The organism is Rugamonas sp. GW822-FHT03B10, from assembly GCF_058801745.1.
Map to the genome: position 1 here is coordinate 48,966 of NZ_JBXANP010000015.1, position 17,099 is coordinate 66,064.

17 protein-coding genes and 3 tRNA genes are annotated in these 17,099 nt (G+C 65.3%); 8 read left to right on the plus strand and 12 right to left on the minus strand.

The genetic code is table 11. The annotated features are described in order from the left end of the window. Window positions 1–9: 9 nt before the first annotated feature. The 6 genes from AC1RQG_RS20770 to apbC all read right to left on the minus strand — a co-directional run bounded on the left by AC1RQG_RS20770 (window position 10) and on the right by apbC (window position 3,744). Window positions 10–85 (minus strand) — tRNA-Ala (locus AC1RQG_RS20770). A 128-nt stretch (window positions 86–213) separates the two neighbouring features. Then, window positions 214–289: transfer RNA gene (locus AC1RQG_RS20775), tRNA-Glu, on the minus strand. Between the two features lie 55 nt (window positions 290–344). Continuing rightward, a tRNA-Ala gene (locus tag AC1RQG_RS20780) sits at window positions 345–420 on the minus strand. A gap of 97 nt (window positions 421–517) precedes the next feature. Then, entirely contained in the window at window positions 518–1,927 is a 1,410-nt protein-coding gene (gene gltX / locus AC1RQG_RS20785) for a glutamate--tRNA ligase (protein WP_493134161.1), read from the minus strand. 266 nt (window positions 1,928–2,193) lie between these two features. Further along, the gene (locus AC1RQG_RS20790; RefSeq protein WP_493134163.1) at window positions 2,194–2,610 is read right to left on the minus strand and encodes a DUF4399 domain-containing protein; all 417 of its coding nucleotides are present in this window, start codon (window positions 2,608–2,610) and stop codon (window positions 2,194–2,196) included. 45 nt (window positions 2,611–2,655) lie between these two features. Continuing rightward, window positions 2,656–3,744: an iron-sulfur cluster carrier protein ApbC gene (apbC, locus tag AC1RQG_RS20795; RefSeq protein ID WP_493134165.1), complete on the minus strand. Its 1,089-nt coding sequence runs from the start codon at window positions 3,742–3,744 to the stop codon at window positions 2,656–2,658. Between the two features lie 135 nt (window positions 3,745–3,879). Between apbC and metG the strand changes: the two genes are divergently transcribed. From metG to AC1RQG_RS20810, 3 genes are all read left to right on the plus strand, one after another. Then, window positions 3,880–6,045: a methionine--tRNA ligase gene (gene metG / locus AC1RQG_RS20800; protein ID WP_493134167.1), complete on the plus strand. Its 2,166-nt coding sequence runs from the start codon at window positions 3,880–3,882 to the stop codon at window positions 6,043–6,045. Window positions 6,046–6,067: 22 nt separating this feature from the next. Further along, entirely contained in the window at window positions 6,068–6,547 is a 480-nt protein-coding gene (locus AC1RQG_RS20805; RefSeq protein ID WP_493134169.1) for a GNAT family N-acetyltransferase, read from the plus strand. Window positions 6,548–6,773: 226 nt separating this feature from the next. Further along, window positions 6,774–8,045 carry an HD-GYP domain-containing protein gene (locus tag AC1RQG_RS20810; RefSeq protein ID WP_493134171.1) on the plus strand — a complete coding sequence of 424 codons (1,272 nt, stop codon included), beginning with the start codon at window positions 6,774–6,776 and terminating at the stop codon, window positions 8,043–8,045. Between the two features lie 36 nt (window positions 8,046–8,081). On the opposite strand, the gene AC1RQG_RS20815 is transcribed toward AC1RQG_RS20810, so the two are convergent. Both AC1RQG_RS20815 and AC1RQG_RS20820 read right to left on the minus strand, forming a co-directional pair. After that, window positions 8,082–8,402 (minus strand): PsiF family protein, encoded by a 321-nt coding sequence (locus AC1RQG_RS20815; RefSeq protein WP_493134173.1) that lies wholly within the window; start codon window positions 8,400–8,402, stop codon window positions 8,082–8,084. Between the two features lie 74 nt (window positions 8,403–8,476). Next, a complete protein-coding gene (locus AC1RQG_RS20820; RefSeq protein WP_493134175.1) occupies window positions 8,477–8,893 on the minus strand; it encodes a YidB family protein in 417 nt (138 codons plus the stop codon). Window positions 8,894–9,095: 202 nt separating this feature from the next. On the opposite strand from AC1RQG_RS20820, the gene AC1RQG_RS20825 reads away from it, so the two are divergent. Continuing rightward, window positions 9,096–9,758 carry a glutathione S-transferase family protein gene (locus AC1RQG_RS20825; RefSeq protein WP_493134177.1) on the plus strand — a complete coding sequence of 221 codons (663 nt, stop codon included), beginning with the start codon at window positions 9,096–9,098 and terminating at the stop codon, window positions 9,756–9,758. A 3-nt stretch (window positions 9,759–9,761) separates the two neighbouring features. Here AC1RQG_RS20825 and AC1RQG_RS20830 read toward each other — a convergent pair whose 3' ends face one another. Beyond that, window positions 9,762–10,661, minus strand: coding sequence for a DMT family transporter (locus tag AC1RQG_RS20830; RefSeq protein ID WP_493134179.1), 900 nt, complete (start codon window positions 10,659–10,661; stop codon window positions 9,762–9,764). A 237-nt stretch (window positions 10,662–10,898) separates the two neighbouring features. Here AC1RQG_RS20830 and AC1RQG_RS20835 point away from each other — a divergent pair, with 237 nt between their 5' ends. From AC1RQG_RS20835 to panC, 4 genes are all read left to right on the plus strand, one after another. Then, a complete protein-coding gene (locus AC1RQG_RS20835; protein ID WP_493134181.1) occupies window positions 10,899–11,912 on the plus strand; it encodes a porin in 1,014 nt (337 codons plus the stop codon). A gap of 99 nt (window positions 11,913–12,011) precedes the next feature. Further along, window positions 12,012–12,221: a DUF3460 family protein gene (locus tag AC1RQG_RS20840; RefSeq protein WP_182220259.1), complete on the plus strand. Its 210-nt coding sequence runs from the start codon at window positions 12,012–12,014 to the stop codon at window positions 12,219–12,221. Window positions 12,222–12,239: 18 nt separating this feature from the next. Then, window positions 12,240–13,205: a segregation and condensation protein A gene (locus AC1RQG_RS20845; RefSeq protein WP_493134183.1), complete on the plus strand. Its 966-nt coding sequence runs from the start codon at window positions 12,240–12,242 to the stop codon at window positions 13,203–13,205. A gap of 43 nt (window positions 13,206–13,248) precedes the next feature. Next, a complete protein-coding gene (gene panC / locus AC1RQG_RS20850; protein ID WP_493134185.1) occupies window positions 13,249–14,088 on the plus strand; it encodes a pantoate--beta-alanine ligase in 840 nt (279 codons plus the stop codon). Between the two features lie 90 nt (window positions 14,089–14,178). On the opposite strand, the gene AC1RQG_RS20855 is transcribed toward panC, so the two are convergent. The 3 genes from AC1RQG_RS20855 to AC1RQG_RS20865 form a co-directional block, all read right to left on the minus strand. Continuing rightward, window positions 14,179–15,387, minus strand: coding sequence for an EAL and HDOD domain-containing protein (locus AC1RQG_RS20855; RefSeq protein WP_493134187.1), 1,209 nt, complete (start codon window positions 15,385–15,387; stop codon window positions 14,179–14,181). Between the two features lie 104 nt (window positions 15,388–15,491). Then, window positions 15,492–15,881, minus strand: coding sequence for a chemotaxis response regulator CheY (gene cheY / locus AC1RQG_RS20860; RefSeq protein ID WP_028104141.1), 390 nt, complete (start codon window positions 15,879–15,881; stop codon window positions 15,492–15,494). A gap of 124 nt (window positions 15,882–16,005) precedes the next feature. Further along, the gene (locus AC1RQG_RS20865) at window positions 16,006–17,076 is read right to left on the minus strand and encodes a protein-glutamate methylesterase/protein-glutamine glutaminase (RefSeq protein ID WP_493134190.1); all 1,071 of its coding nucleotides are present in this window, start codon (window positions 17,074–17,076) and stop codon (window positions 16,006–16,008) included. Between the last annotated feature and the right edge of the window lie 23 nt (window positions 17,077–17,099).

Consider the following 17,099-nt stretch of genomic DNA (forward strand, 5'->3'; position numbering starts at 1 on the left):
CGCACTTATTGGTGGAGGTAAGCGGGATCGAACCGCTGACCTCTTGCATGCCATGCAAGCGCTCTCCCAGCTGAGCTATACCCCCTCTGGTGCAGAAATAATAAAAGCCGCCTTCGCGACTTTTGTTTTCACTACTTGTTGCTATCCAGCGTAAAGCCAAACATCAAACAATCAGTACAAACAACGTCAAACTACATCTACTGCTTTACAACTTGGCGTCCCCAGGGGGATTCGAACCCCCGTACTCACCGTGAAAGGGTGATGTCCTAGGCCTCTAGACGATGGGGACCGCGAACAACCAAACTACTTCTTCAACACGATCAGAACCGACTGCATTCTGATACTGGTGGAGGTAAGCGGGATCGAACCGCTGACCTCTTGCATGCCATGCAAGCGCTCTCCCAGCTGAGCTATACCCCCGTGTGCTGCAGAAGCAAGATTATAGCAGGGTTATCGTTTTGTGCAAATACCCTTCTGCAACCTTGCCGGCTTATTCTCTTAGTCGCTAAAAGCAAATTCAGAGAAATTTGGCCAGGCGCGAGAGAATAACGTCTCGGCCGAAAATTTGCAAGACCGAATCGATGGCCGGCGTTTGCAATTGCCCCGTCACGATCAGGCGCAGCGGCATCGCCATCTGCGGCATCTTCAAACCGTTCGCCGCCAGCACTTCCTTGATCATGGCCGACAAGGCTTCCTTGGTCCACTCCACCGTCTTGCAGCGCTCCGCGAATTGCGCCAGCGCCGGCTTCACGGCGTCCGTGAAGTGCTGGGCCAGCAGCGCCGCATCAGGCTTGGGTTCGCGGTAGAACAGCATGGCCGCATCGGCCAGCTCGTTGATGGTGTTGACGCGCTCCTTCATCAGCCCCAGCACGACCGGCAGCGCGGGCGCGCCGTCGAAGTTGGCGCCGTCATCGATCATGTGCGGCATGGCCAGGTCGGCCAGGCGCTGATTGTCGGCCAGCTTGATGTAGTGGTTGTTCAGCCAGGCCAGCTTTTCATTGTTGAACTGGGCGGCCGAGCGGGTCAGGTGATCGAGGTTGAACCATGCGCAGAACTGCTCCATCGAGAACACTTCATCATCACCGTGACTCCAGCCCAGGCGCGCCAGGTAGTTCAGCATCGCTTCCGGCAGATAGCCTTGCGCCGGGTAATCCATCACGCTGACGGCGCCGTGGCGCTTGGACAGCTTCTCGCCGTCCGCGCCGAGGATCATCGGCAGGTGGCCGTACAGCGGCAGCGGCGCGCCGATCGCGCGCAGGATGTTGATCTGGCGCGGCGTGTTGTTCACGTGGTCGTCGCCGCGCAGCACGTGGGTGATGCCCATGTCCCAGTCGTCCACCGCCACGCAGAAGTTATAGGTCGGCGTGCCGTCCGGGCGCGCGATCACCAGGTCGTCCAGCTCCTTGTTGGAGATGGTGATGGTGCCCTTGACCACGTCGTCCCACGTCACATCGCCGTCGAGCGGATTCTTGAAACGCACCACCGGCTTGCGGTCGGCGGGGATGGCCGGCAGCGTCTTGCCCGGCTCCGGGCGCCAGGTGCCGTCGTAACGGGGCTTCTCGCCGGCAGCGCGCATGCGCTCGCGCATCGCCTCCACTTCTTCAGGAGACGAATAGCACAGGTAGGCCGTGCCCTCTTTCAGCATCTGCGCCACCACCTCGCGGTAGCGGTCCATGCGCTGCATCTGGTAGAACGGACCCTCGTCGTGATTCAGCCCCAGCCACTGCATGCCGTCGATGATGGCCTGCACAGCCTCCGGCGTGGAGCGTTCCAGATCGGTGTCTTCAATACGCAGCACGAAGGTGCCGCCGAAGTGACGGGCGAAGGCCCAGGAGTACAGCGCCGTGCGGGCGCCGCCCAGGTGAAGATAGCCGGTGGGGCTGGGAGCGAAACGGGTGCGGACTGGCTTGGCGGGTGCGGTGGTCATCGAAGTAAGAAAGCTTGTGTGTAAAAGAAGCTATTTTACCGCGTTGCCGCGCGATCGCGAACATGGCTTGGCCGATGCACCGGTGTCCACACCGGTGTCAGGTCTGTCATTCGGACAGCCGCCGCGCACCTTTGAGATTTATCAAGCCGCGTCTATTAACGATCAACCGGACCTGGATGAAGGCCACCTACCATAGGTGACCTCTATTCCGATTGATCAAACTCAAAGGTGCGATCTTGGTGTCCGATTGACAGACCTGGCACCGGTTACTTGACTGTCACCTTGATACTGTTGCTCAACTGCGGGCCGTACGACTGGTGCGCGCCGTTGGCGAACTGCAGCGTGAGCGTGTAGCTTCCAGGAGGTAACTGGACCTCCGTTTCCGTCTGCCCCTTGCCGAAGTGCAGATGACTGGCGTCGAACGGCACCGGATCGCCCGCTTTGATGGCGTCCGCGTTGATCAGCAGGTGGTGGTGCCCGGTGTTGGCGCTCATGTCGCCCGCCGGTTTCACCTCCATGCCATCCACGCCGAACTTGACCTTGAACGGACTGCTGACCGTGGCGCCATCGGCCGGCTCGACGATCTTGACCGATTGGGCTTCGGCTTGGGCGCCAGACGCCACGCCGGCCATCAGGACCACGGCAGCCGCCATGCGGCTCATCATGCTTGCTGCGATTTTCATTGCGCGCATCTCCAGGTTAAACCACGGGGTCAAACAACGGCAGCATCAATCGTTCTTGATCACGATGCTGGGGAACTTGCTGGTCATGTCCTTGGCCTTCTCGGACACCTGCACCGCGATCTTGCGCGCGATATCCTTGTAGATGGCCGCCACCGGGCCATCGGGTTCGGCCACCACGGTCGGCTTGCCGGAGTCGGTCTGCTCGCGGATCGCCATCGTCAGCGGCAAGGCGCCGAGGAACTCCACGCCGAAATCCTTGCACATCTTGGCGCCGCCGCCGGAACCGAAGATCTCCTCCGCGTGGCCGCAGTTGGAGCAGATGTGGGTGCTCATGTTCTCGACGATGCCGAGGATGGGGATGCCCACCTTCTCGAACATGCGCAAGCCCTTGCGCGCGTCCAGCAGCGCGATGTCCTGCGGGGTGGTGACGATCACCGCGCCCGTCACCGGCACCTTCTGCGACAGCGTGAGCTGGATGTCGCCCGTGCCCGGCGGCATGTCGACGATCAGGTAATCGAGGTCGCGCCAGTTGGTCTGTTCCAGCAGCTGCTGCAGGGCCTGCGTGACCATCGGGCCGCGCCACACCATCGGCTCGTCCGGGTCGATCATGAAACCGATCGACGACACCTGCAGGCCGTAGTTCTCGAGCGGCTCCATGGTCTTGCCGTCGCGCGTCTCGGGCCGGCCGTTCACGCCCAGCATCATCGGTTGCGACGGGCCGTAGATGTCGGCATCGAGCACGCCGACCGACGCGCCCTCGGCCGCCAGCGCCAGCGCCAGGTTGACGGCGGTGGTCGATTTGCCCACCCCGCCCTTGCCGGAGGCGACGGCGATGATGTTCTTCACGTTGGGCAGCAGCTTCAGGCCGCGCTGCACCGTGTGCGAGATGATCTTCGATTGCACGCTGACGGTCACGGCGCCGGCGCCGGGCAGCGCCCGCAGCGCGTCCGTCACGCTGGCGCGGATCGCGTCGAACTGGGATTTGGCCGGGTAGCCGAGTTCGATGTCGACCGAAACGGCGCCGCCGTCGACCTTGATGTTCTTCACGGCCTTGCCGCTGACGAAGTCCTTCGTTGTATTCGGGTCAAGTACTTTTGCCAATGCCGCTTTGACGTCTTCTGCAGTGATGCTCATGGAAATCTCCGTAAGTGATGCAGCAGTCTAGCGCAAAATAGCCGAAATTACAGGATTGCCCCTGCCCCGAAAGTGCGCATTCCGCACTTCCGCTGTTAAAATGCTTCTTTTATCCACCCACAAAGTGCATCAATCATGACCCGCAAGCTGTTCGTCACCACTGCCCTGCCTTATGCCAACGCCGCCTTCCACATCGGTCACATGATGGAGTACATCCAGGCCGACATCTGGGTGCGCTTCCAGCGCATGCAGCGCGACGGCGACGGCCAGCGCGAGGTGCACTTTGTCGGCGCCGACGACACCCACGGCACGCCGATCATGATCGCGGCCGAGAAGGAAGGCATCACGCCGCAGGAATTCGTGGCCAAGATCGCGGCCGGCCGGGCCCAGTACCTGGACGGCTTCCACATCGCCTTCGACAACTGGTACTCGACCGATTCGCCGGAAAACGTCGAACTGTCGCAGGGCATCTACCGCAAGCTGCGCGACGCCGGCCTGATCGCGACCAAGGTGGTGGACCGCTTCTTCGACCCCGTCAAGGGCATGTTCCTGGCCGACCGCAACATCAAGGGCGAGTGCCCGAAATGCGGCGCCAAGGACCAGTATGGCGATAACTGCGAGGTGTGCGGCGCGGCCTACCAGCCGACCGAACTGGTGAACCCGTTCTCCGTGTTCACCGGCTCCACGCCGATCCTCAAGCCTTCCGAGCAGTACTTCTTCAAGCTGTCCGACCCGCGCTGCTTCCAGTTCCTGCGCGACTGGCTCAACACGCCGGGCCGTCTGCAGCCTGAGATGGTCAACAAGGTCAGCGAATGGCTGGGCGAGGCCGGCGAGAAGCTGGCCGACTGGGACATCTCGCGCGACGCGCCCTACTTCGGCATCCCGATTCCCGACGCGCCGGGCAAGTTCTTCTACGTGTGGCTGGACGCGCCGGTGGGCTACCTGGCCAGCCTGAAGAACTACTGCCAGAAAAAGGGCATCGACTTCAACGGCCTGCTCAACGACCCGGCCACGGAACAGATCCACTTCATCGGCAAGGACATCGTCTCGTTCCACCTGCTGTTCTGGCCCGCCATGCTGAAGTTCGCCGGCCACCCCGTGATCGACAAGCTCAAAGTGAACGTGCACGGCCACCTGACCGTCAACAACGAGAAGATGTCGAAGTCGCGCGGCACCGGTATCTCGCCGCTGCGCTACCTGAACCTGGGCATGAACCCGGAATGGCTGCGCTACTACATCGCCTTCAAGCTCAACGCGAAAGTGGAGGACCTGGACTTCACGGGTGATGACTTCGTGGCCCGCGTGAACTCGGACCTGATCGGCAAATTCGTCAACATCGCCTCGCGCTGCGCCGGCTTCATCACCAAGAAGTTCGACGGCAAGCTGGCGTCGTCGCTGTCGGACAACGCGCAAGCGTGGATCAAGCGCGCCCTGCTCACCGAAGCCGGCGCCGAGCGCCAGGCCAGCATCGCCGCCCACTTCGAGGCGCGCGAGTTCGGCAAGGCCCTGCGCGAGATCATGGAGGTGGCCGACATCACCAACCAGTACGTGGACGACAACAAGCCTTGGGTACTGGCCAAGGATGAAGCCAAACTGGCCGAGCTGCACGACGTCTGCACCACCGCCCTGATCCTGTTCCGCCAGCTGACCATCATGCTGTCGCCGGTGCTGCCGGGCGTGGCCGCCAACGTGCGCAAGTTCCTCAACGATGCGCAGCTGGTGTGGGCCGACACGGAAGTGTCGACCGGCGCCGTCTGGAACACCATGCTGGGCCGCACCATCGGCGCCTACGACCACCTGATGAAGCGCGTCGAGCCGAAGATGATCGACGACCTGTTCGACGCCCCCGCGCAACAGGCTGCGGCAGCGGCGACGCCCGCCGCCAAGCCCGAGAAGGCGGCCAAGGCCAAGGCCGCGCCGGCCGTCGCCGTGACCGAGACCGGCATCGAAGTGATCGCGCCGGAGATCTCGGTCGACGACTTCTTCAAGGTCGACCTGCGCATCGCCAGGATCGTCAACTGCGAACACGTGGAAGGCTCGGACAAGCTGCTGCGCCTGACGCTGGACGCCGGCGAAGGCCGCATGCGCAACGTCTTCTCCGGCATCAAGTCGATGTACCAGCCGGAAGACCTGATCGGCAAGCTGACCGTGCTGGTCGCCAACCTGGCGCCGCGCAAGATGAAGTTCGGCGTCTCCGAAGGCATGGTGATGGCCGCCTCGGCGGTCGATGAGAAGGCCAACCCCGGCATCTACATCCTCAACCCATGGCCGGGCGCCACGCCGGGCATGCGGATCAGCTAACGGACCCGGGCCAGGCAACCGCATGAACATCCTGGTGCGCGAAGCGACGGCGGACGACGCAAAACTGATCGCCGAGCTCACGCGCGCCGCGTGGGCCGGCAAGGTCAGCGTCACCTCCAGCGGCCACCGCGAAACCGCCGTCCTCGTCGCGCAGCACCTGCGCGACGGCGGCGGTTTTATTTTGCTGGTCGATGACGCGCCGGTCGGCTCCGTGCGCTGGCTGCCGCTCGACGCGGAGCCGGACGTGTGGGAGGTGGCGCGCATGGGCGTGCTGCCCGGCCACCGTGGCCAGCACCTGTCGCAGCACTTGCTGGAGGCGGTGATCCACCACGCGCTGGCGAGCGGCATCGAGGAGGTGCGGCTGGCCGTGCGCAGCGACCAGCCCAAGCTGATCGATTTCTACACGGCCTTCGAATTCGAGCTGGCCGGGGAGCTCGAATACTCGCACGCCAATCCGCTCGAACCGGCCCCGGTGGTGATGCGCCGGCTGCTGCGGCGCTGAGCGCCCCATCCATGCAGGCGTTTTTTCACACCGAGATGATTTGACGCATGCACGGCGCCAACACTGGCGCCGTTTGATTTTCACCGGCACGGTATATTGACCAGGACAAGTCAACGCACCGACCAGGCAGTTCCCATTCCACCAGGTTCACCTTCCTGATCATTGGCGCCGGGGTCCGCCGGGACGGCATGGCGCGGGCGCGACGCTACCACAGTCGGAGGGGAAAATGGCGCAGGCGATGGCCGCGGTGACCGGCGAGGAATTGCCGGGTGAAAGTCCACACTACATACGGGCCGCCACGGCGATGGGCGATGCGAGGCCGGTCGTCACCACGGCCGACATCTTCGCCAGCAACGGCATGTTATTGGTGGCCAAGGGGGCGCGCATCGACAGCCGGCAGTTCGAACGCCTGACCTGCCACCGGCTGGCGGCCCCGATCGACGGCATGCTCACCGCCGAGCATGCGGTCGACCCGCACGCGCTGGCGCTGGAGGCGGACCGCATCATCGAGCGCGACCCAGTCTACCGCCGCATCCTCACGCGCGGCGGCGACCCGGGGCGCCTCAAGTACAGCCTGAACAACCTGAAGCTGCCGGCGCCGGCACAGTTCCGTCTGACGGTCATGCGCGAGCAGCGGCCCGAGATCTACCAGCACGGTTTGCGCGCCGCCATGATCGCGTTCGCGATCGCGCACCGGCGCCAGCTGCCCGAGGACGAGTGCAACGGGGCCTTGCTGGCCGCGCTCTTCCATGACGTGGGGGAAATGCACACCGATCCCGACGTGCTCGACCCCGGCCACGCCATCACGACCGCCGAGCGGCGCTTCGTCCACGTGCACCCGATCACCGGTTACGTGCTGCTGCGTGACATGGAGGGCTTCTCGGCGCCGACGGTGCAGGCCATCCTGCAACACCATGAACGGCTCGATGGCAGCGGCTACCCGCATGGTCTGGCCGGCGACAAGATCGGCCGCCTGGGACGGCTGGTGGCGATCGCCGATGTCGCGCAGGCGGTGATCAAGCGCTTCCCTTTGCCGCGGGTCGACATGCTGTTCCGGATCAACCAGGGCCGCTTCGATCCGGCACTGACGGCGACGTTGCGCGACCTGTTGCATGTCGGCCCGGACGATCTGCGCGCCCCGCCCAATGAGGAGGCCGCCGCCGCGCAGGCCAACCATCTGGCCGCGCTGCTGCAAGCGTGGCACCGCATGCGCAAGCCGCTGGCGGCGCCGGTGGAAGGGGCGCTGACGTTTCTGGCTGAGCGCATGGGCAACTTGCGCTCGCTGGTGCTGCAGGCGGGATTCGATCCCGACAATATGAGCGCCTTGCTGGAAGTGGCCCAGGAAGACACCACCATGCAGGTCGAGCTGTGCAGCCTGCTCGACGAGATGGATTGGCTGATGGCCGATATCGCCCACGAAATCGAGCGCCGTTCGCCCGAACTGGCCGGGCTGTCCCAAGGCATCCTGAAGGACATGCTCGGCAAGCTGCGTCAATGAGGGCCGGGCGCACCAGGGTGTGCCGGCCCCGTCCGCTTATTTGCCGCCGCTCAGGCAACCCTTCATGAAGGCCTTGCGCTCGTCGCCCTTCTTGCCGGCCGCGTCGGCGTTGCACGATTTCATCTTTTCCTGCTGGGTCATCGGCGCCGCGGCAGCGGCTGGCTTGTTGCTCAGGCACTCCTTCATAAAGGCCTTGCGCTCAGCGCCCTTCTTGCCGGCGGCGTCGGTGTTGCAGGTGGCCATCTTGGTTTGCTGGGCCGTCTTGGGCGCGGACGCGGTCTCAGGCGCGGCGGCGAAGGCGGCGGTCGAAACCAGGGCGGCGATACATGCGGCACCTGCGGCGATCATCTTTTTCATGGATTTTTCCCTTTTTTAAAATTAAATCAACGTTAACACTGCACCCGCCACACGGCGCCCAGGGCGCCGCGCGGTCATCCCAACCACTTCGCCGCCAGCAGGGTCAACCCCTGCGACAGCAAGCCACCTTCCTGCAACTGGCCACCGGGGCTCAGATGATCTATCAGTTGCGGCAACAATTGCGCCAGGCCGCTGGCCGCGTGTTCCGGTTCCACCCCCGCCTGCTGGGCCACCTGCGCCAGCTGACCGGCCCCCAGGGCCTCGGCCACCTGGCTGGCGGAGACGGGCAGGTTGGCGCCGGTGCCCAGCCACGACGCCACATGCTCGCCCAGGCCGCTGGCCTGCAATTGCGCCAGCACGGCGGGCACGCCGCCCGCGTTGTCGATCATGGTCATCACGCCCGCGATCAGGGTCCCCTGCGGCGCACCTTCCTGGCCTTGTCCGCCGGCCGCCGCCGCGACCTGGCCCACCAGTTGATCTAGCAATCCCATCATGTTCTCCCAAATAAGCGCTGCGCGGAAAGTGAACGATATGTCGCCATGTCAATCTTGCGACATATGAACAACCCTATGTTACTGTAAATGGCTGAGCTCGCAATACCGATTTTCTATCGTGGCGGCCCCGTGCGCCACAGGCGGGCAATTTGCGCTAGATTGGGCAGGTGGCGTGCCCCCGTCCGCTGAGGAGAACAGAATGTCCCTGACGCTGTACTACCATCCGCTGGCATCGTACTGCCACAAGGTGTTGATCGCGCTGTACGAGAACGGCACCCCGTTCGAGAAGCGCCTGATCGACCTGGGGAAGGCGGACGACCGCGCCGCGCTGGGGGCGATCTGGCCGCCGGTCCGCTTTCCCGTGCTGCGCGACCACGCGCGCGGGCGCGACGTGCCCGAGTCCACCATCATCATCGAATACCTCGACCATCACTTCCCCGGCCACCGCCCGCTGATCCCCGCCGACTGGAACGAGGCGCTCGACGTGCGGTTATGGGAGCGCTTCTTCGACGGCTACGTGCAAGACCCGATGCAGCGCATCGTGGCCGACCGCCTGCACAACAGCGGGGCCGACCTGGCGCCGCAACGGGCCATGCTGGCCACGGCCTACGACATGCTGGAACAACAACTGAGCGAGCGCAACTGGGTGGCCGGCTCCGGCTTCAGCATGGCCGATTGCGCGGCGGCGCCGGCCCTGTTCTACGCCAGCACACTGGTGGCCATCCCGGCCGACCGGCACCATCTGCACGCCTATTTCACCCGCCTCATGGCGCGGCCATCGGTGCACCGGGTGCTGGAGGAAGCCAGGCCCTATTTCCAGTTCTACCCGTTCCAGGAGGCGATCCCGCAGCGTTTCCGCTGACCTTCAGCGGCGCGACGACACGACGATGCCGCCCACGATCAGCGCGAACGCGGCCACGTGGTAGCCGTGCGGCGCCTCGCCCAGGAAGGCCGACGACATCAGGGCCGCGAACAGCGGCGTGAGGTTGACGAAGAAGGCGCCGATGGCCGGCCCCGCCTCGCGCACGCCCTCGCCCCAGCAGCGGAACGCGATGATGGCCGGCCCCACGGCCACGTACAGCAGGGCCGCCGCCAGCGGCCAGCTCCATTGCACGGCCGCGCTGCCGAGCGCCCACTCGCCGGCCGCGAACGCGCCCGACCACAGCGCGCCGAACCCCACCTGCGCGAGCAGGAAACCGGCCCAGCTGGCACGCAGGTCGGCCGGTTCCAGCGCGCGCGTGAGCAGCCAGCTGTACAGCGACCAGGCGATGCTGGCCAGGATCATGAACAGGTCGCCCGCCACCAGCCGCAGCGCCATCAAGTGCTGCCATTCGCCGCGCGCCAGCACCAGCAGCACGCCGGCGACCGACAGCACGGCGCCGGCCATCTGGCGCCGCGTGACGCGCGCGCCGAACCACAGCCAGCCCGTGAGCATCATCCACACCGGCATGCCGGAGGCCACCAGCGTCACGTTGATGGGGGTCGACGTCTGCAGCGCCAGGTATTGCAGCGCGTTGTACATGCCGATGCCCAGCAGACCCAGCATGGCGAAGCGGCGCCAGTGCGGCCACAGGCTGCTGCCGCGCCGGAACACGGGGCCGGCCAGCGGCAACAGGATGACCAGGGCGATCAGCCAGCGCAGGAAGTTGAGCAGGATGGGCGGCACCATCTCGTGCACCAGACGGCCGACGATGGCGTTACCGGCCCACAGCAGGGGCGGAATGGTCAACAGCAAGGCGGTCCGGGGCGTGAGGCGATGGGTCATGCGGCGTATCCAATAAGAGCAAACAGGCAAGTGTAGCCCTTGAGCATAACCGATTGCGCACCATCGCGCCGTGACCTGGCAGCAACGGGCCTGTACCGGCGCCGCCACAATGGCCGCGCAATCGTCGTCCAGCCCATCAATTGAAGGTAAAATTGTGTTCAACCTTTTATAACATTGCATGCCGCCGGCGCCGCCGGACATGCCCCCCCCCCGCCAGCCGGACTGAAAGGAACCGCCATGCGCCCCACCCTGTCCGCCCTGGCGGCCGCCTTGTTGCTCTGCCTGGCCGCACCGTGCATGGCGCAGCAGACCGGCGTCCGGGTCTACGGCACGCTCGACGTGTTCGCCGGCAATGTCAACACCAGCGGCGGCGTGGCCGCCAGGGCCGTCAACAACGGCGGCATGACCACGTCCTACTACGGCATCGGCGGCGGCGAGGAGCTCGGGCGCGGGCTGAAGACCGTGTTCGCGCTGGAGGGCGTGGTCCGGCTCGACACCGGCGAATCGGGCCGCTTCGCCAATGATCCGCTGTTTTCCCGCGCCGCCTATGTGGGCCTGAGCGGCGGCTTCGGCACCGTCAAACTGGGCCGGGTGCCCAATCCCCTGTTCCAGGCCTCGGCCGCCGTCAATCCCTACGCCTTCTCGACCCGGTTCTCGCCGCTGATGACGCAGTTGTGGAGCCCGCCCTACGGCGGCGCCGTGGCCGGCGACACGGGCTGGAGCAACGCCCTGCACTACACGTCGCCCACCCTGGGCGGCGTCACGCTGGTGGGCCAGTACGCGCCCGGGGAGAACCCCGCCACGTCCAGCCACAACGCGGCCGCCGTGCTGCGCTACGAGGCCGGGCCGCTGCTGCTGGTGGCGGGCGGCCAGCGGGTCGAGGCGGGGCTGGGCATCACGGCCGCCGCGCCGCGCCAGGACACGTGGCTGACGGGCGTGGCCTACGACCTGCGCACCGTCAAGCTGTATGGCAGCTACGACCGCAACCGCATGGATGGCAGCGGCCGCCGCACGCGCACCACGCAACTGGGGCTGCAAGTGCCGTCCGGCGCCGGCCGCTACCTGCTGGCCTGGGCCCGCTCGCGCGAGGAAGGCCAGAACCGGCCCGAATTCCGGCGCGACACGGCCACGGCCGGCTACGACTACAGCCTGTCGGTGCGCACCGACGTCTACGCCGTGTTCGTGTACGACAGGCTGAGCACATCGAGCGACGGCAACACGACGGCGCTGGGCATACGCCACAAATTCTAGGCGCGGGCGCCTAAACTTGCCCGGTAGCAGCGATAGAATTACCGCCCCCGGCGCCGGGCGCGGTAAAATACGCGCTGCTGACCCACCCAACTCGCTAATATGAAACTCACTAAACAACATCAGTTGTACGAATCCGACCACACCCTGTTCATCAAGGCGCTGAAGGCCAAGCACCCCGAGATCGAAAAAGGCCAGCAGGAAGGCCGCGCCCGCCTGTGGGACAAGGCACCGCTGTCGCTGGACGAGCAGCAACGCCAGCTGGCCTCGGCCGTCAAACAACAAGCGTACGTCTACCAGAACAAAGTCTAAGCACTGCGGGCGGGCACCATGTTGCCAGAGGAAACGGCGAGCGCCGGTACGCTGACGCCGGCCGGTGACGCCGCGCTCGCCGTGGCCGAACCGCCGGCCGACGCGCCGGCTTCGGCCGGCGAAGCGGCCACGGCGGCGGCCAGCGTGCTCGCGCAGGCGGCCGCGCCCGGCGACACCGCCGACGGCGCCCCGGCCCAGGCCGGGGGCGCCGCCTTGGCACGCCTGTACGGCGAGCCGCTGCTGCGCCTGCCGACCGACCTCTACATCCCGCCGGACGCGCTGGAGATCTTCCTCGAAGCGTTCGAAGGCCCGCTCGACCTGTTGCTGTATCTGATACGCAAGCAGAACTTCAACATCCTCGACATCCCGATGGCGCAGGTCACGCTGCAATACCTGAAGTATGTCGACCAGATCCGCCTGTCCAACCTGGAGCTGGCGGCCGAATACCTGCTGATGGCGGCCATGCTGATCGAGATCAAATCGCGCATGCTGCTGCCGCAGAAGAAGGCCGAGCACGAGGACGAGGCCGGCGACCCGCGCGCCGAGCTGGTGCGCCGCCTGCTCGAATACGAGCAGATCAAGCTGGCCGCCTACGACCTCAACACGATCCCGCAGGTCGGGCGCGACTTCGTGCGCACCCAGATCTTCATCGAACAAAGCCTGGTGCCGACCTGGCCCGACGTGGCCACCGTCGACCTGCAGCAGGCGTGGCTAGCCGTGCTCAAGCGCGCCAAGCTGACCCAGCACCACAAGATCAGCCGCGAGGAATTGTCCGTGCGCGAGCACATGACGGCCATCCTGCGCAAGCTGCAAAGCGCGCGCTTCGTCGAATTCGCCGACCTGTTCGAGATCGCCGGCGGCGTGCCGGTGGTGGTGGTCAACTTCGTCGCGCTGCTGGAACTGGCCAAGGAAACCCTGATCGAAATCACCCAGGCCGAACCGTTCGCACCGATCTACGTGCGCCTCGCCTACTCGCCCGCCTGACGGCCGCCCATCGCATTCTTTTTACGCCCATCGCACCCTAGCCATGAAAATCATCTCCTCCATCGAAGAACTGCGCGACCAACTGAGCGGTCAGCTGCGCACCGCGTTCGTGCCCACCATGGGCAACCTGCACGAAGGCCACCTGTCGCTGATGCGGCTGGCGCGCAAGCACGGCGACCCCGTGGTGGCGTCCATCTTCGTCAACCGGCTGCAGTTCGGCCCCAACGAAGACTTCGAAAAATACCCGCGCACCTTCCAGGCCGACGTCGAAAAGCTGGAAAAGGAAGGCGTGTACGTGCTGTTCGCGCCGACGGAAAAGGACCTGTATCCGGAGCCGCAGGAATTCCGCATCCGCCCACCCGACGACCTGGGCAACACGCTGGAAGGCGAATTCCGTCCCGGCTTCTTCGCCGGCGTGACGACGGTGGTGATGAAGCTGTTCGCCTGCGTGCAGCCGCGCGTGGCCGTGTTCGGCAAGAAGGATTACCAGCAGCTCATGATCGTGCGCAACATGGCGCGCCAGTTCGCGCTGCCGACCGAGATCATCGCGGCCGAGACCTACCGCGCCGACGACGGCCTGGCGCTGTCGTCGCGCAATATGTACTTGTCGGAAGCGGAGCGGGCCGAAGCGCCGGCCCTGTTCCAGAGCCTGAACTTCGTGGCCAACGAGATGCGCGCCGGCCACCTCGACGTCTTCCAGCTCGAACACAAGGCGATGGAGGATCTGGCCAAGCGCGGCTGGAAGCCCGACTACATCTCGATCCGCAAGCGGATCGACCTGCAGCCGCCGAGCGCCGGCGACCTGGCCCAGGGCGCGCCGCTGGTGGTGCTGGCCGCGGCCAAGCTGGGCGGCACCCGCCTGATCGATAACCTGGAAATCTAAGCCGCCAGCGGGGTCAGTTCCGGCATCACCGGCTTGGCCCCGGACGAAAAAAAACCAGCCTCGGCTGGTTTTTTTTCGCGCCGGCGCCGGTCAGTTGGCCAGGTTCTGCGCCCAGCACAGGGCCGACAGGTGGGCCTTGTTCACCTCCAGCGGCGTCAGGTTCAGCGACGCCGCCAGCGAGGCCACCAGCGCGGAATTGAGTTCGCACGCTTCGGCCAGCGCCAGGTACGGTCCGTATTTGCCGCCGCGCGTGAGCAGCGCGGCCACCACGTCGTCCGACAGCTGGATCGCTTCCAGCACTTCCTGCATCGGGATGCCGAGCAGCCGGTCCAGCAGCGAGAACATGCCGGCCACGAAGATGTTCTCCGCCTCGCTCTTGCCCAGCGCGCCCTGCCCCAGCAGTTCGGCCAGGCGGCCCCGCACCACGGCCGTCTCCAGCAGCACCGGCGAATAGCCGCTGGTGCTGGCCGTGGCCAGCAGCAAGGTGAGCCAGCGGTACAGCGGCGTGTAGCCGAGCAGGGCCAGGGCCTGGCGCAGCGATTGCACTTCGCGCCCGGCGCCGAAGCCGGCCGAGTTGATGAAGCGCAGCAGCTTGTACGACAGCGTGGCGTCGCGCTTGAGCACGGCTTCGATCTGCTGGATGTCGGCCTCCTGCTTCACCATCTGCATCAGCTGCATGATGATGGTCTGGGCCGGGTTCATGCCCTTGGTGTCGGCGCCGGGCCGCGGCGTCAGGTGCAGCTTGCCGACGAAGGCGTCCAGCCCCAGCGCGGCGCAGGCGTCGAAGTCGGCCCAGGTGGTCACGGGACGGCCCACCATGTGCACCGTCGATTGTTTGAGCAACGCGTAGCTGCGCGCCTGGGCCGCCACGTCGGCGCCCGAGAAGCGCACTTCCACGTAGGAGGCGATGGTGGGCAGGCGGTTGCCGATGCGGGCCAGGTCGGCCTCGCGCAGCAGGATGCCGACGCCGCCGGCGCGCAGCGCCTGCACCGCCTGCAGCGTGGAGGGATTGGCCAGCTCGCTGGTCCTGATCGACAGCACCGTGTGCTCGGGCGGCATGTTGTACAGGGCGTCCGTCGACAACATGGCCGGCACCGCTTGCAGGAACAGGGTCTTGTCGCGCAGCAGCCAGCCGCCGTCGTCGCCGTTGACCTGGCCGGCCACGAAGCCGACCAGCTGCTCCAGGTCGTCGGCCGTGAAGGCGGCCGCCGACGCTTGTTGCCACGTGAGTTCGTACCCGACCACGCGCTGCTTGGGATCGAGCAAAGGCTCGCGGACTAGAAAATTGGTTTGATGCATGGTGATGTTCCGCCGGTCGGGGCTACCCGCGGCCCGTTCAGCAAGCTGTTTTCATGCCCCTTGCGCATCGCTTCGGGGCGCCGCTGGGATGCGGCCCCCTCTCATCAGGCCCCGAGTTTCTCGAAGATCTTGTTGAGCTTTTCGTCCAGCGTGGCGGCCGTGAACGGCTTGACCACATAGCCATTGGCGCCGGCCTGGGCCGCCGCAATGATGTTTTCCTTCTTCGCTTCGGCAGTCACCATCAACACGGGCAGCTTGGCCAGCGCGGGATCGGCACGGATGTTCTGCAGCATGGTCAGGCCGTCCATGTTCGGCATGTTCCAGTCCGACACCACGAAGTCGAACTGCTCGGCGCGCAACTTGGCCAGCGCCATCACGCCGTCCTCAGCCTCGTCGACGTTGGCATAACCCAGTTCTTTCAACAGATTCCGGACGATGCGGCGCATCGTCGAAAAATCGTCTACGACTAAAAATTTCATCTTTGGATCAGCCATGAATTACTCCGTTGATTCTCTTACGCGTTGTTAATAGTGACTACAATTGCCAGCAAGTTGTAGGATAGCATTTTCGTTGCTTGAAGGCGAACAAAGTAGCAGTAAAACGTCATCCTTGCACGGATTACACGCGCAACGCCCGCATGCCGTGGGCCGCCAGGTAACCGAGCACCATGCCGGGCAGCGCCTGCAGCGCGCCCACCTCGTGCGCGGCGCCGATCGCGATCGCCTCGCGCGGCATGCCGAACACCACGCAGCTGGCCTCGTCCTGCGCAAAATTATACGCGCCGGCCGTTTTCATCTCCAGCATGCCCTGCGCGCCATCCTTGCCCATGCCCGTCAGGATCACGCCCACCGCGTTCTTGCCCGCGCACTGGGCGGCCGAGCGGAACAGCACGTCCACCGACGGGCGGTGGCGGTTGACCGGCTCGCTCTGCTCGATCTTGGTCATGTAGTTGGCGCCGCTGCGCGTGAGCAGCAGGTGCGAGTGGCCGGGCGCGATGTAGGCGTGGCCCGGCAGCACGCGTTCGTTGCCGGCCGCCTCCTGCACCGAGATCTTGCACAGCGAGTCGAGCCGCTTGGCGAACGAGCGCGTGAAGCCCTCGGGCATGTGCTGGGTGATCAGGATGCCGGGGCAGTCGGACGGCATCTGCATCAGGAATTCGCGGATCGCCTCGGTGCCGCCGGTGGAGGCGCCGATGATGATCAGTTTTTCGGACGAGGTCAGCGGATTGCGCAGCTGCGGCAGCGGCGCGTGGCCGTCCGCGCCCGGCTGCGGCAGGGTGCGGGCCCGCACGCGCGCCTTGGAGGCGGCCCGGATCTTGTCCGTGATCAGCTCCGTGTATTCGCGCATGCCGGCCTGGATCGAGATCTTGGGCTTGGTGACGAAATCGACGGCGCCCAGCTCCAGCGCCCGCATCGTGATCTCGGAGCCGCGCTCGGTCAGCGACGACACCATCACCACCGGCATCGGGCGCAGCCGCATCAGCTTCTCCAGGAAATCGAGGCCGTCCATCTTCGGCATCTCCACGTCCAGGGTCAGGACGTCGGGGTTGTGCTGCTTGATCAACTCGCGCGCCACCAGCGGGTCGGGGGCGGCGGCCACCACTTCCATGTCGGGCTGGCTGTTGATAATTTCCGTCATGACGCTGCGGATCAGCGCGGAGTCATCGACGATCAGGACTTTGATCTTCATACAGGTCTTTCCGGGCTTGTCGC

Excerpts from the sequence above, each read along its gene's own strand:
- gltX (WP_493134161.1), bottom strand. The coding sequence starts at position 1,927 with ATGACCACCGCACCCGCCAAGCCAGTCCGCACCCGTTTCGCTCCCAGC.
- AC1RQG_RS20790 (WP_493134163.1), bottom strand. The coding sequence starts at position 2,610 with ATGAAAATCGCAGCAAGCATGATGAGCCGCATGGCGGCTGCCGTGGTC.
- apbC (WP_493134165.1), bottom strand. The coding sequence starts at position 3,744 with ATGAGCATCACTGCAGAAGACGTCAAAGCGGCATTGGCAAAAGTACTT.
- metG (WP_493134167.1), top strand. The coding sequence starts at position 3,880 with ATGACCCGCAAGCTGTTCGTCACCACTGCCCTGCCTTATGCCAACGCC.
- AC1RQG_RS20805 (WP_493134169.1), top strand. The coding sequence starts at position 6,068 with ATGAACATCCTGGTGCGCGAAGCGACGGCGGACGACGCAAAACTGATC.
- AC1RQG_RS20810 (WP_493134171.1), top strand. The coding sequence starts at position 6,774 with ATGGCGCAGGCGATGGCCGCGGTGACCGGCGAGGAATTGCCGGGTGAA.
- AC1RQG_RS20815 (WP_493134173.1), bottom strand. The coding sequence starts at position 8,402 with ATGAAAAAGATGATCGCCGCAGGTGCCGCATGTATCGCCGCCCTGGTT.
- AC1RQG_RS20820 (WP_493134175.1), bottom strand. The coding sequence starts at position 8,893 with ATGGGATTGCTAGATCAACTGGTGGGCCAGGTCGCGGCGGCGGCCGGC.
- AC1RQG_RS20825 (WP_493134177.1), top strand. The coding sequence starts at position 9,096 with ATGTCCCTGACGCTGTACTACCATCCGCTGGCATCGTACTGCCACAAG.
- AC1RQG_RS20830 (WP_493134179.1), bottom strand. The coding sequence starts at position 10,661 with ATGACCCATCGCCTCACGCCCCGGACCGCCTTGCTGTTGACCATTCCG.
- AC1RQG_RS20835 (WP_493134181.1), top strand. The coding sequence starts at position 10,899 with ATGCGCCCCACCCTGTCCGCCCTGGCGGCCGCCTTGTTGCTCTGCCTG.
- AC1RQG_RS20840 (WP_182220259.1), top strand. The coding sequence starts at position 12,012 with ATGAAACTCACTAAACAACATCAGTTGTACGAATCCGACCACACCCTG.
- AC1RQG_RS20845 (WP_493134183.1), top strand. The coding sequence starts at position 12,240 with ATGTTGCCAGAGGAAACGGCGAGCGCCGGTACGCTGACGCCGGCCGGT.
- panC (WP_493134185.1), top strand. The coding sequence starts at position 13,249 with ATGAAAATCATCTCCTCCATCGAAGAACTGCGCGACCAACTGAGCGGT.
- AC1RQG_RS20855 (WP_493134187.1), bottom strand. The coding sequence starts at position 15,387 with ATGCATCAAACCAATTTTCTAGTCCGCGAGCCTTTGCTCGATCCCAAG.
- cheY (WP_028104141.1), bottom strand. The coding sequence starts at position 15,881 with ATGGCTGATCCAAAGATGAAATTTTTAGTCGTAGACGATTTTTCGACG.
- AC1RQG_RS20865 (WP_493134190.1), bottom strand. The coding sequence starts at position 17,076 with ATGAAGATCAAAGTCCTGATCGTCGATGACTCCGCGCTGATCCGCAGC.